Source organism: Pseudomonas sp. GW822-FHT02G04 (assembly GCF_058802085.1).
Genome location: NZ_JBXANU010000005.1, coordinates 171,799 through 184,308 on the forward strand (window position 1 = coordinate 171,799; position 12,510 = coordinate 184,308).

At 58.8% G+C, this 12,510-nt stretch carries 10 protein-coding genes; 7 read left to right on the forward strand and 3 right to left on the reverse strand.

The window, feature by feature from the left end:
* Positions 1 to 1,311 (forward strand): hypothetical protein, encoded by a 1,311-nt coding sequence (locus tag AC1RO5_RS09330; protein ID WP_493174645.1) that lies wholly within the window; start codon positions 1 to 3, stop codon positions 1,309 to 1,311.
* Between the two features lie 103 nt (positions 1,312 to 1,414).
* Here AC1RO5_RS09330 and AC1RO5_RS09335 read toward each other — a convergent pair whose 3' ends face one another.
* The 3 genes from AC1RO5_RS09335 to AC1RO5_RS09345 all read right to left on the reverse strand — a co-directional run bounded on the left by AC1RO5_RS09335 (position 1,415) and on the right by AC1RO5_RS09345 (position 4,677).
* Positions 1,415 to 2,923 (reverse strand): amidohydrolase family protein, encoded by a 1,509-nt coding sequence (locus AC1RO5_RS09335; RefSeq protein ID WP_493174646.1) that lies wholly within the window; start codon positions 2,921 to 2,923, stop codon positions 1,415 to 1,417.
* A gap of 113 nt (positions 2,924 to 3,036) precedes the next feature.
* Positions 3,037 to 3,750: a cupin domain-containing protein gene (locus AC1RO5_RS09340; protein WP_493174647.1), complete on the reverse strand. Its 714-nt coding sequence runs from the start codon at positions 3,748 to 3,750 to the stop codon at positions 3,037 to 3,039.
* A gap of 69 nt (positions 3,751 to 3,819) precedes the next feature.
* Entirely contained in the window at positions 3,820 to 4,677 is an 858-nt protein-coding gene (locus tag AC1RO5_RS09345; RefSeq protein WP_493174648.1) for a GNAT family N-acetyltransferase, read from the reverse strand.
* A gap of 241 nt (positions 4,678 to 4,918) precedes the next feature.
* Between AC1RO5_RS09345 and AC1RO5_RS09350 the strand changes: the two genes are divergently transcribed.
* The 6 genes from AC1RO5_RS09350 (at position 4,919) to AC1RO5_RS09375 (ending at position 12,510) form a co-directional block, all read left to right on the forward strand.
* Positions 4,919 to 6,391, forward strand: a complete 1,473-nt coding sequence (locus AC1RO5_RS09350; protein ID WP_258668448.1) for an aldehyde dehydrogenase family protein — start codon at positions 4,919 to 4,921, stop codon at positions 6,389 to 6,391.
* Positions 6,392 to 6,916: 525 nt separating this feature from the next.
* Positions 6,917 to 7,585, forward strand: a complete 669-nt coding sequence (locus AC1RO5_RS09355) for a haloacid dehalogenase type II (protein ID WP_018925987.1) — start codon at positions 6,917 to 6,919, stop codon at positions 7,583 to 7,585.
* Between the two features lie 42 nt (positions 7,586 to 7,627).
* On the forward strand, positions 7,628 to 8,902 hold the full coding sequence (locus AC1RO5_RS09360) for an NAD(P)/FAD-dependent oxidoreductase (protein ID WP_493174649.1): 1,275 nt from the start codon (positions 7,628 to 7,630) through the stop codon (positions 8,900 to 8,902).
* Between the two features lie 94 nt (positions 8,903 to 8,996).
* The gene (locus tag AC1RO5_RS09365) at positions 8,997 to 10,634 is read left to right on the forward strand and encodes an ABC transporter substrate-binding protein (protein WP_493174650.1); all 1,638 of its coding nucleotides are present in this window, start codon (positions 8,997 to 8,999) and stop codon (positions 10,632 to 10,634) included.
* A 47-nt stretch (positions 10,635 to 10,681) separates the two neighbouring features.
* On the forward strand, positions 10,682 to 11,638 hold the full coding sequence (locus AC1RO5_RS09370) for an ABC transporter permease (protein WP_493174651.1): 957 nt from the start codon (positions 10,682 to 10,684) through the stop codon (positions 11,636 to 11,638).
* Complete coding sequence (locus AC1RO5_RS09375) at positions 11,635 to 12,510, forward strand: ABC transporter permease (RefSeq protein ID WP_018925983.1); 876 nt, start codon at positions 11,635 to 11,637, stop codon at positions 12,508 to 12,510. The genes AC1RO5_RS09370 and AC1RO5_RS09375 overlap by 4 nt, the downstream gene beginning before the upstream one ends.

Sequence of the window (12,510 nt, forward strand, 5' to 3'; positions counted from 1 at the left end):
GTGCGAACGGATTTTAAACGACCTAAGGATAAGGCCAAGGATATCTACTGGGCGCTAGACTTTGCTAAAGAGCATTATGGCTGGATCACTGCACTGTGTGCCTTCTTGGCATCTTTTGCCGGAGTTGCAAGCTTAAGTTCATATTCGTTGTACATAGGCCGCCCGGATGTTTTCTTGCGATCGCTGGAGTTCGGTCCCTCTTTGGCCATTCTGTTTGTTGCGTGTTTTCTTTTGTTTGTCGGTCTAGTAGGCAGCATGCTGGTGACTTCTTATGTTTTTTCGTCGACAATCTCCTTCCTAAAGCCAGAGATTGAGCAGGCAAAAACGGTCGTTCGCTGGTTGTTTGGAATGACGGCAGCCGCCATGGCGGTCCTTATATTGGTCGTGCTGGCGGGTACGCTACTTGACTATTCGACTGCCCATTTAGGATGGGCATTTCTTTCATTAATCCCACTGGTCGGCACCGCCTGGAAATTTTTTAAGGTTAACGCCGGCAAGCTAGGTTGTTTACCTCTAGAGGCTGGTACGTCAAGGAAAATCCTGGCGTGTGCATTACTGGTCGCGGCGTTGGAGTTGATTGCTTTTCTGGGTATTTTCCCGGCATCGGTGGTCGCCAAGTCGTTCGTCGGCCCCGATACAACTCTCGGACTATCCCAAGCGCTTATATTCAGTTTTATAACGATGCTGGGGTCATTGTTTCCAGCAGTCGTTTTTCACATGAGCATGGCTGAAAGCAGACTGATTCGCTTTAGGTTAGTGCTGGCCAGTGTATTCGGTTTTATCGGTGTCTTGACGATTACCGCGCCGGCAATGTTTGGCTTCGTTTCTGTGGGCGGCGCTCATACCGTCGGTCTGAGCGATCTGGAACAACGGCACTATCTTATTTCAAGTGACAAGTACCCGATCGGAAAATTTGACAAGACACGTTGGAATACGGTGGAGGATCAAGAGAAAAAGTTCATCATTGATGCTATCTCCCTGTACTCATTTGGCTCGGTCGAATTGCTTTGCCCGGCTAACCTTAGACTGGTCAAAGCACCTGAACGGCGCAAGTACACCCAGCGCTGTGTTCGCTTTACGCGAAGCGCCATTACCGTGCTGGATGCCGTTGACGAGGCCGACAGGCTCAACCAGGGACAAAAGGCGTGTCTGGCGTCTATCCCGTTTTACCCGGTGAGCGCCGCTGCATGGCTGAACGCAATCGCCAGCGAGTTTGCCCACCGCACCAGGATCGTCATTCCCTTGCGCCTGAACGATGGGCAAAAGTATCTGCTTAATGTCAGAAAACCTTTGTTTCGACGGTGTAATTAAAGGCAATTGATCTGATTGCTGGTGTGTTTCAGGTGCTGATCAGATGTCCGGAGCGATTGCTCCGGACATGAGGTTGGCCGAGATACGAGGTCTTCGTACGCAATTATGTTTGACCGAGGAATTCATAACCCGTTTCTGAAAAGAATCGCTCCCTGTAGGGCGCGTACTCAGGCTTGTTGAAAATACTCAGGAAGACTTCAAGGTACGGTAACGTGTGATCCACCATGGACGGCATGTCCCAATCGGAGCCATAGGCTATTTTCTTCATCAAGTCATATTGCCCGATATTCTTTCTTGCTGTTTCCAGGTTGGCTATAAAATAATTAACCCAGTCTTCCCCCTGAAGTAGCTCCGTGATGTAAGCAACTTCGCAGTAAACGTTTTTGTATTGGGTGCACAGTTTTGCAATGATCCTCGCAAAATTATCTGGGTCATCCCATTGCTCTGCTGTTTTGGCGGTCCACCCGTAGTATTTCTTTTTCCCTGCTCCGTCATCTCCTTCGGCTTGGCCTCCCCCCGCATGCCCAAAGCACAGACGCAGACCAGGAAATTTTAGAAGTACATTGGCCCAATGTTTCGGGTGGGTATTCAGACCATAATGCTCCTTGGTTTCAAAACCGATGGGGGTGCAGTGGACGAATATTGGCCTGTCGCGTTCTATGCAATATGCAAAAAATTGATCGATTCGGTCGCGTACAGTTAAATCGCTATCTTCAAAAGGTAAGTAACCCATGGCCGGGTAGAATTTATATCCTGAGAATGATTTTATGGAGGCGTCTGCAATTTCCTTCCAGTTATCTCGACGAGGATCGAATGCCGAGAATCCGATGATTTTTTGGGGGTATTTTAGCTGTAGCTCCTCCATATTATTAAGCTGCTTGGGGAAAAACGGATAGCAGACGTCAGCGGGTTGTTTGTAAGCTTTTTCCATGTCCATCATGAAGTGTACGAAGCGCATTTTATCTTTGTATATTCCATAGCTGTCGTTCAGTTTTTCAACCAAAACCTCTTCAGCGTGAAGCATGGTCCATAGGAATTCGATGAAGTCGCCTCCGTCCTCCACATTTTTACAGAGCCTTGAAACTGCACGAAGCGCTTTTTTAACTGCCTTTTCCCATGTGTAGAATTTGATGCCCATGGTACTGGGGAAAAGGTTTTTCGGCGCTAATGAGTTGTCATGGATGAGTATCAGCGCGTCTGTGCTGAGGCCTTCATCTTCATAGACGATATCGTCCAACTGGTCGATGATTTTGGCCAGGTCTGAGTCAAGAATTACTTTTGAACGCCCGTCCTCTAACGATAAGTTTTTGGTGTTCTGCGTGGGCTCTGAATGAATCTTAGCCAGTTCAAAATCCGCCACCGCCCAAATCAAATCGACAAACGGCTCCTTACTTTTAATAGCCAATGGGTTGATGTCGACATCTTTGGCAAGGAGGCTGCTTTCTGATCCCGTCAAACTCCATAACAGTTCAGCAGTTACGTCCGCTAACTTGCTTTCATTTCTTCCCATCTTGTCGGCAATGACCCGCCCCAAAGGCATATAACGCGCATTGAACAGATGGGTGTGCAAATCTAATATTTTCGCCGGAATCGCATTGTTCTCTTCACTCATGGTTCGGCTCCTTATTTGTTTAAATAAGGTTGCCGAGACTATGAATGTGAGTTCTCTGCCACCTTAACGTCTTCTGACGTATTCGCAGCTTAGTCAACATTTAAAAGATTAGGTTATTTAACTGCGTAAACCTTGCGCACATACCGCGCACTGTTCCAGGCACAAGGTGCCCCTTGCGGTACGAACACGGTGTCACCGGGATTGACCGTAACGCTGTTCCCGTCAGGCGCCTGTAAAGTCACGCTGCCTTCGAGCAGGTGCATCAGCTCGTTGAGTTTGTGCGCTCGACCATGGCGGGTGTATGGCGTCGAATCCCAGACACCCACGCGCAGATTAGTCGTGTCGTCTTCGAAGGCATTGCGCGAGCGGCACTGCGGCGTGGGCCCGATCAGTATCTGCGGTTCCGGTGCCGCCGAAGGGGACAGCATCGCCAGCGGGTCGAGCGCTGTCAGCCCCGGTTTCTGTTCGGCGCTGGGGCTGGTGACGGCGCAGAAGGCCCAGCAAGTATCGGGTTGTGCCTGAAACCTGAGCGCCGTGCCGCGACCGATCACGGCGCTGGCACCGATGCCCAGTTCCAGCACCTGTTCCCCGGATTGCAGCACCACATGCCCGGCATGGACCACGATCACTTCGGTGTGCGGGAAGCCCTCGATATCGAAGGATTTGCTGGTGTGAACAAGCCCCGCCGAGATGCTGTCGGACCCGATGTAGGCAATCTGGCGACCGTCCATGAACGGATCGATGGAACTCAAGGGCGCTGCCTTGAAAGACGTAGAAACGCGGCTGCCGTCGGCGCGGGCCAACAGCACAATGATGGGTTGAGACATGCGGGTGACGCTCCCTGCAAATGGGGGGTAGAAAGTGATGGAAGGCGCTCGCTTCATCGCGCGCCGGGATCAGCCGATGGCTTGGGTGACGAGGGCAAATTGGCGTACGCCGTTGGCCGCTTGCGGCGGTGTACCCCGTGCCATTTGCGCCACGGTGTCGACCTGTTTGAGACCGGCCAGCTCCAGCCACTCGCTCAAACCACTGTCCGCTGGAATATCGATTCGCACGAAAGCGTCCGGCACCTGGGCCAGCAACACGGCGATCAGGTGTTTAGCCTGTTCAAGGTTTTCGGCGATGACCGGGCCGAGGCAACGACCGCGACCAAACGGGCGTAGCAGGGCGAAGGCACGCAAGTGACCGTCGCGCTCGATGCCCACCGAATGCTCGGCCACCGCAAACAGCTCCGTGAGCACCGCTTGCCGGTCCAGACCACTGCCAGCGTTGGCCAGTGCCAGTTGAGGAGCCCGATCCGCCGCCTGTAACGGGCGGCATTCCTCACCGTCCGCCAGTGGTTCAAGCGCGGGCACCTGGGCCAGGCCTTGATGCTGCTGAATCCGTCCGAACTCGACAAACCCCTGGCTGGCGTAAAGCGGCGCACCGGCGAGGGTCGCATTAAGCATCGGCGTGCGCGACTGGCAGGCTTGCAGCGCGTTTTCCATCAACCGACGGCCGATGCCCTTGCCCTGATAGTCGTCACTGACAATCACCAGGCCGATGGTGGCGAAGTCGCCTTGCCGGCAGGCGAATGCGGTGCCGATCAATCGGTCGCCATCGAGCACCACAAAGCCTTCGCTGACCCGCTGCAACATCGCCCAGTCTTCCAGGCGATGAGGCCACTTCAACTCGACAGACAAGGCATGGGCCGAAGGCAAATCAGCAGCGGTCATCGGCCGATAGACATAAGCGGAAGGGTGCGAGGCGGACATGATGAATCTCCGTTTTACAGTGTGCGCGATCAACCGGTTTTCCGGCGCGAGGATGCCTGTATCCCATCTGTGTGAAGGCCTGACAAGGGGGGCGGAAGGATTCGGCAGATTCCTCACATCAAAGGCCTGCAGACCACACTTACTACTTAATTGCCCCATAAGGTCGGCAGCAAATGCTTGGGCTTTTTTTCTACGATGGAGGCCTGAGTAAACGCCTCGCCGTCCCTTTTTGGAGTGCTCCATGGATAGCTTCGATCCTCGCCTTATCGCTGTGCGCAGCGCTCATTTTATTGCCGGAAAATACCGTGACGCTCAACCGGGGCTGGAGGTGGTTCGCCCTTCAGACGGTCAGGCCTATGCCCAGTTGCCGATCGCCGATGCCGACCTGGTGGATGAGGCGGTCAACGATGCCTGGCAGGCGTTTAACCGCAGCGATTGGGCCAGCCGTCCGCCCCGGGAACGGGCACGGGTCATGCGTCGCTGGGCCGATCTGATCGAAGCCGATGTCGCCGTGCTGGCGCCGCTGGAAGCGGTGGGCTCGACCCGTCCGCATAAAGATGTGATCGCCTGGGACATTCCTTATGTCGCCGAGGGCATTCGCTTCTTTGCCGAACTGGCGGACAAGCACGGCGGCCAAGTCGCGGCGACCCAGACCGATCGCCTGGGCATGCAGATCGCTGAACCGTACGGCGTGATCGCCGCCATCGCGCCGTGGAATTTCCCCTTGAGCATGGCTTCATGGAAAGTCGCGCCGGCGCTGGCTGCCGGCAATGCCGTAGTGCTCAAACCGTCGGAGCTGACGCCGTTTTCCAGCCTGCGCTTTGCCGAACTGGCGCTGCAGGCGGGCATTCCTGCCGGGATTTTCAACGTGGTTCAGGGCGATGGTCGCGTCACTGGCGACGCCTTGTGCCGTCATCCACGGGTGGGCAAGGTGACCTTTACCGGCTCCACGGCGACGGGTTCGAGCATCATGTCCACTTGTGCATTGGTGGGGCCGAAACCGGTGACGCTGGAGCTGGGCGGCAAGAGCCCGCAACTGGTGTTCGCCGACGTGCCGGACATCGCGAAAACCGCGCGCACCGTGGCGCTGGCCATCACCGGCAATGCCGGGCAGGTGTGCGTGTCTGGTTCGCGGTTGTTGATCGAGCGCTCGATCATGGAACCGTTCGTTGCGCACTTGCAGGCGTATTTCGAGGAATTGCGCCCGGGGCCGACCTGGTCGTCCGAGAGTACGCTGTCGCCGATTATTTCCCGGTTGCAGGCCAGCCGTATCGACGGCATCGTCCAGCGTTCGCGCCAGGCCGGGGCCGAAGTGCTGACTGGCGGTGGTTTGTTTGAAGGGCTGGGCGGTGCCTATTACCAGCCGACCTTGCTGGCCGGCCTGGACAATCAGAACCCGGCGATCTGTGAAGAAATCTTCGGCCCGGTGCTGACGGTGCAGGCGTTCGATGACGAACAGCAGGCATTGAGCCTGGCCGCGCACGCCACCTACGGCCTGGCGGCGGGCGTGCACACCGCCGACATCAACCGCGCCCTGCGACTGGTCCGGCGGCTGGAGGCGGGCACGGTGTGGGTCAACCGCTACGGACGCAGCAACGACTACATTCTGCCGACCGGCGGCTACAAACGCTCCGGCATCGGCAAGGACCTGGGCCGCGAAGCCTTCGAAGCCAACTTGCGCTTCAAGAGTGTGCTGATCGATATCGCTGGCTAATGTCCGCCCCCTAACACCTGTGGCGAGGGAGCTTGCTCCCGCTGGGGGGCGAAGCCCCCCCAAAACCAACGACCGCAATCTTTCAGGTAGAACGCATCAGCCGACTTTACGACTGCTTCGCAGCCGAACGGGAGCAAGCTCCCTCGCCACAGGTGATCCGTTAACTGCAGATCGTCGACAGGTTTCAAACCGCACCCAAACGGGCGCTTCCTCAGGGAAGCGCCCGTTTTCGTTCAGCCCGGCGCAGGTTCTGCCGTGAATGGGGGCGTTCGTCAGCCTCGCATAGCCATGAAGGTCCATAAGAGCGCATAAATACGGGGTTTGCCCAAGGCTGGAGCGAGCCGCAAAGTCTGCTGAGGGGGCAGGCTAAAACGGTGGTTTGTATCAAGCAGAGGTCGCTTTTAACGCCATCTGCTGATTTCACGGTGTTGTAATGACGGTGTGCTGCAGCGTTGCATCGCCGCTCCCGAAACGCAGCGAATACCTGTCGCGCCATGACCTCAACGAACTTCAGGACCGCACTCAATGAGCTTCCTTCGCCCCAAATTCATTACGTTCGACTGCTACGGTACGCTGACCAATTTCCACATGGGCACGATGACTCGCGAGCTGTTCGCCGATCGCGTGGCGCCCGAGCAGATGGATCAGTTCGTCAAGGACTTCTCGGCCTATCGCCTGGACCAGGTCATGGGTGACTGGATGCCGTATGACGAAATCCTCAAGACCTCCCTGGCGCGGGTCTGCAAGCGTTGGGGTGTCGAATACCGTGGCGAAGGCCAGCTGTATTACGACGCCGTGCCGACCTGGGGCCCGCACCCGGACGTGCCGGCCGGTCTGTCGAAAATCGCCGACAAGATTCCCCTGGTGATTTTCTCCAACGCCAGCAACAGCCAGATCATGTCCAACGTCGACAAGCTCGGCGCACCGTTTCACAAGGTCTTCACCGCCGAACAGGCCCAGGCCTACAAGCCGCGCCTGGCGGCGTTCGAGTACATGCTCGACAACCTCAACTGCGGCCCGGAAGACATCTTGCATGTGTCTTCCAGTTTCCGTTACGACCTGATGCCGGCCCACGACATGAAGATCAAGAACAAGGCCTTCGTCGCCCGTGGTCACGAGGTTCCGGGCAATGCGTTCTACGGCTACCAGCAGATCACCGACATCGGTGGACTGGCGGCGCTGGTCGGTCTCTGAGTTGAACGGTAACGGCGCTCTTCACGCAATAAGGGGTTAGACATGGGCAGTGAATCCTACTGGCTCGACACCGCACCGGCCTTCACCGGTGCTCAGCTCGGCGCATTGCCCGGGCAGGTCGACGTGGCCATCGTCGGTGGCGGTTTCACCGGCCTGGCGGCGGCTCGCGCGCTGGCCTTGAAGGGCGCCAGTGTGGTGGTGCTGGAAGCCGGGAGAGTGATCGGCGAAGCCTCCGGGCGCAATGGCGGCCAATGCAACACCGGCGTTGCCCAGGACTATGCCGGGCTGAGTGCCAGCCTCGGTGCCGACAAGGCGCGGGCCTATTACCAGGCCTATGAAAGCGCGGTGCAGAGCGTTGTGTCCCTGGTGGAGCAGGAGCAGATCGCTTGCGATCTCAAGCGCAACGGCAAGCTCAAACTGGCGGCCAAACCGCTGCACTACGAAGGCCTGGCGCGCACTTGCGAATTGATTCGCAAGGAAGTCGATGCCGAGGTCGAGTTGCTGAACGCCGAACAGACCCGCACCGAAGTGAATTCGGCCCAGTTCCATGGCGGCTTGCTGCAGCGCAACGGCGTGCAGATGCACGTCGGGCGCTTCGGCGTCGGTCTGGCCGAGGCCGCTGCACGTCATGGCGCGCTGATCTATCAAGGTACGCCGGTGACGGACTGGAAGGCCCAGGCCGGCGGTTATCGGGTCAACACCGCCAAGGGTTCTTTGCACGCCGGGCAAGTATTGCTGGCGACCGGCGCTTGTCAGCACGGTGGCCTGGGCTGGTATCGGCGGCGGATCGTGCCGGTCGGCAGTTTCGTGATCGCCACTGAGGTGCTGCCGCAGTTCCTCATCGATCAGTTGCTGCCCGGTCGGCGTGCCTATGTCACCAGTCGCATGATCGGTAACTACTTTCGCCTGACCCCGGACAACCGCTTGCTGTTCGGCGGACGTGCGCGGTTCGCGATGTCCGACAGCGTGTCCGACGCCAAGAGCGGCAAGGTGCTGCAAGCGGCGATGGTGCAGATGTTCCCGCAGTTGGCCGAGGTGAAAATCGACTACTGCTGGGGTGGGTTGGTGGACATGACCTCCGACCGCTTGCCTCGCGCCGGTCAGCACGGCGGGGTTTATCACTCCATGGGCTACAGCGGCCATGGTGTGCAGATGTCGGTGCACATGGGCCAGGTGATGGCCGAGGTGATGGCCGGCAAAGTCGAGGCCAATCCCTGGCGCGAACTCGACTGGCCAGCGATTCCCGGGCATTTCGGCAAGCCGTGGTTCTTGCCGTTCGTGGGCGCTTACTACCGCCTCCAGGACTATTTGCATTGAGTTGATGTTGTGGCGTCACCGTCGTTTGCGTTTCCAGGACGCCCCGGACATCCGTGGGCACTCGAGCCTCATTTTTTCGACAGGTACAACTGATATGACTGACAACAAGATCGACTCGAAACTGATCTCCGGCCAGGACAGCCTGCGGGTATTCGAAGGCCTCAATCGTGGCATGTCACGCCGCCACGCCTTGCAGATGCTCGGCGTGGCGGGTGTTGCCGCAGCGGGTGCCGGCAGCCTGTTCGGCGCCGCCGGCAAACTGTTCGCCGAAGAAGCGGCGACCCCGGGCAAAGGCAAGCCGGGCGGGCGGATTCGCGTCGCCGGCATGTCCAGTTCCACCGCCGACACCCTGGACCCGGCCAAGGGCGCGCTGTCTACCGACTACGTGCGTCACTTCATGTTCTACAACGGCCTGACCCGTTTCGACAGCCACCTGGTGCCGCAACTGGAACTGGCCGAGCGCATCGATAACACCGATGCGACGCTGTGGATCATCACCCTGCGCAAGGAAGTGACCTTCCACAACGGCAAGACCCTGAGCGCCGCCGACGTGGTGTTCTCGCTGTCGCGCCACAAAGACCCGCTGACCGGTTCCAAGGTCATGCCGCTGATGGCGCAGTTCGAAGAGATCAAGGCCACCGGCACCCACGAAGTGCAGATCCGCCTGAGCGCGCCGAACGCCGAGCTGCCGTCGATCCTCGCCGTGTCGCACTTGTTGATCGTTCCCGAAGGCACCACCGACTTCAATCAGGGCATCGGCACCGGGCCGTTCACGGTCAAGGAATTCAAACCGGGCGTGCGCTCGATTGCCGCGCGCAACACCGGCTACTGGAAACCGGGCCTGCCGTACCTGGACGAGATCGAATTCATCGCGATTGCCGACGAACCGTCACGCGTCAACGCGCTGCTGTCGGGCGACGTGCACATGATCAACGAGGTCAACCCACGCTCGACCACACGGATCAAGGCCAGCGCCAAACACCGGGTCGTCGATGCGCCGTCGGGCAACTACACCGACTTGATCATCCGTCAGGACCAGTTGCCGGGTAAAAGCGCCGAATTCACTCAGGCGATGAAGTATTTGCTGGACCGTGAACAAGTGAAATCCGCGGTGTTCCGTGGCTTTGCCGTCGTCGGTAACGACCATCCGATTTCCCCTGGCTCGCGCTACTACAACGCCGACCTGCCGCAGCGGGCCTACGACCCGGAAAAAGCCAAATTCCTGCTGAAGAAGGCCGGCATGGAAAGCATCAGCATGCCGCTGGTGGCATCGCCTGCCGCGACCGGTTCGGTGGACATCGCCGTGCTGTTGCAGCAATCGGCGAAACAGGCCGGGCTCAAGCTCGACGTCAACCGCCTGCCCAGCGACGGCTACTGGTCCAACCACTGGATGAAGCACCCGCTGAGCTTCGGCAACATCAACCCTCGGCCGAACGCCGACGTGATGTTCTCGCAGTTCTTCCAGTCCAGCGCGCCATGGAACGAGTCGGGCTGGAAGAACGATCAGTTCGACCAACTGCTGATGCTCGCCCGTGGTGAAACCGACGACGCCAAGCGCAGCAAGATGTACGCCGACATGCAGGCCCTGGTGCATGAGCACAGTGGCATCGGCGTGCCGGTGTTCATCAGCAACATCGACGGTGTCGATCAGCGCATCAAGGGTTACGGCAGCAACCCCCTCGGCGGATTCATGGGCTACATGTTCGCCGAACAGGTCTGGCTCGATGCCTGATCGGCCGCACACGGGCGTAAGCGGGGCTATTGCATGAGGGTAGGGTGATGAATAGCAACACACTGTGGTTGATCGGCCGGCGCCTGGGCGCGGCGATCGTGACCTTGTTGATCGTGTCCATGGTCGTATTTGCGATCACGGCGGTACTGCCGGGGGACGCGGCGCAACAGGCGCTCGGTCAATTCGCCACGCCGGAACAGGTGGCGGCCTTGCGTCTGAAACTGGGGCTGGATCAACCCGGTGTGGTGCGTTACCTGCATTGGTTGATCAATCTGCTGAGCGGCGACATGGGGCAATCGGTGTCCAATGCCTTGCCGGTCAGCGAGCTGATGGCCGGGCGGGTGCCCAACACATTGATGCTGGCGGCCGTCACGGCGCTGGTGTCGGTGCCGGTGGCGCTGATCCTCGGCATCGGCTCGGCCATGGGCCGGGGCGGGCGCATGGACAGTTTCCTCAGCTTCATCACCCTGGCCCTGGTCGCCGTGCCGGAATTTCTGGTGGCGACCCTGGCGGTGCTGATCTTTGCGGTGAACCTGGGCTGGCTGTCGGCGCTGTCCTATGCCAGTGACATCACCTCACCTTTGCAATTCATGCGCACCTACGCCTTGCCGGTGATGACCCTGTGCTGCGTGATTGTCGCGCAAATGGCGCGCATGACCCGGGCGGCAGTGATCGATCAGCTCGACAGCGCCTATGTGGAAATGGCCCGGCTCAAGGGCGTGAGCCCGGTGCGGATCGTGTTGCGCCATGCCTTGCCCAACGCCATCGGGCCGATTGCCAATGCCATCGCCTTGAGCCTGTCGTACCTGCTGGGCGGGGTGGTGATCGTCGAGACGATCTTCAACTACCCCGGCATCGCCAGCCTGATGGTCGATGCCGTGACCAACCGTGACATGGCGCTGGTTCAGGCCTGCACCATGCTGTTTTGTACGGCGTACCTGGGGTTGGTGCTGATTGCCGACCTGTGCGCGATTCTTTCCAATCCGAGGCTGAGAAACCAATGAACGATCTCATGGCGAAATCGGCGCCTGCCGGGCCCGAGCTGGCATTGGGCAAGGTCGCCCATGGACCGTCGTGGCTTGGCCTGGTCGGGGCGGCGATGTGTGTGATCTGGCTGCTGGTGGCTATCTTCGGTCCGTGGCTGGCGCCGCACCCGGTGGGTGAAGTGGTCTCCGATAACGTGTTCGACAGCCTCAGCGCGGCTTACCCGTTGGGCACCGATTACCTGGGCCGCGACATGCTCAGCCGCATTCTCGTCGGCGCGCGGTTCACCGTGGGTCTGGCGCTGATTTCAGCGGTGTTGGCCAGCACGCTGGGGACCGGATGTGCGCTGCTGTCGGTGGTGTCGCCGAAATGGCTGGACGAAGTGATCAGCCGTTTGATGGATGCCTTTATATCCATCCCGAGCAAGATGCTGGCGTTGATCATGGTCTCGGCGTTCGGTTCTTCGGTGCTGTTGCTGATCTGCACCGCAGTCTTGAGTTTCACCCCAGGCGCGTTCCGCATCGCCCGCAGCATGGCGGTGAACATCGAAGCGCTGGAATACGTGCAAGTGGCCCGCACCCGTGGCGAGCGTCGGTTGTACATCGCCTGCGTGGAAATCCTGCCGAACATGCTCAACCCGGTGCTGACCGACCTGGGGCTGCGCTTCGGTTTCATCGTGCTGCTGCTCAGTGGCATGAGCTTCCTTGGCCTCGGTGTGCAACCGCCGGATGCCGACCTGGGTTCGCTGGTGCGCGAGAACATCGGCGGCCTCAATCAGGGCGCGCCAGCCATCGTGATTCCAGCGCTGGCCATCGGCACCCTGACCATCGGCGTGAATCTGTTCATCGACCGATTGTCGTCACGGCGTAGTCGACGTACGGGAGGTCATTGA

What these genes read in the sequence shown, in the direction of transcription:
- AC1RO5_RS09335 (WP_493174646.1), bottom strand. Translation starts at nt 2,923, where the DNA reads ATGAGTGAAGAGAACAATGCGATTCCGGCGAAAATATTAGATTTGCAC.
- AC1RO5_RS09340 (WP_493174647.1), bottom strand. Translation starts at nt 3,750, where the DNA reads ATGTCTCAACCCATCATTGTGCTGTTGGCCCGCGCCGACGGCAGCCGC.
- AC1RO5_RS09345 (WP_493174648.1), bottom strand. Translation starts at nt 4,677, where the DNA reads ATGTCCGCCTCGCACCCTTCCGCTTATGTCTATCGGCCGATGACCGCT.
- AC1RO5_RS09350 (WP_258668448.1), top strand. Translation starts at nt 4,919, where the DNA reads ATGGATAGCTTCGATCCTCGCCTTATCGCTGTGCGCAGCGCTCATTTT.
- AC1RO5_RS09355 (WP_018925987.1), top strand. Translation starts at nt 6,917, where the DNA reads ATGAGCTTCCTTCGCCCCAAATTCATTACGTTCGACTGCTACGGTACG.
- AC1RO5_RS09360 (WP_493174649.1), top strand. Translation starts at nt 7,628, where the DNA reads ATGGGCAGTGAATCCTACTGGCTCGACACCGCACCGGCCTTCACCGGT.
- AC1RO5_RS09365 (WP_493174650.1), top strand. Translation starts at nt 8,997, where the DNA reads ATGACTGACAACAAGATCGACTCGAAACTGATCTCCGGCCAGGACAGC.
- AC1RO5_RS09370 (WP_493174651.1), top strand. Translation starts at nt 10,682, where the DNA reads ATGAATAGCAACACACTGTGGTTGATCGGCCGGCGCCTGGGCGCGGCG.
- AC1RO5_RS09375 (WP_018925983.1), top strand. Translation starts at nt 11,635, where the DNA reads ATGAACGATCTCATGGCGAAATCGGCGCCTGCCGGGCCCGAGCTGGCA.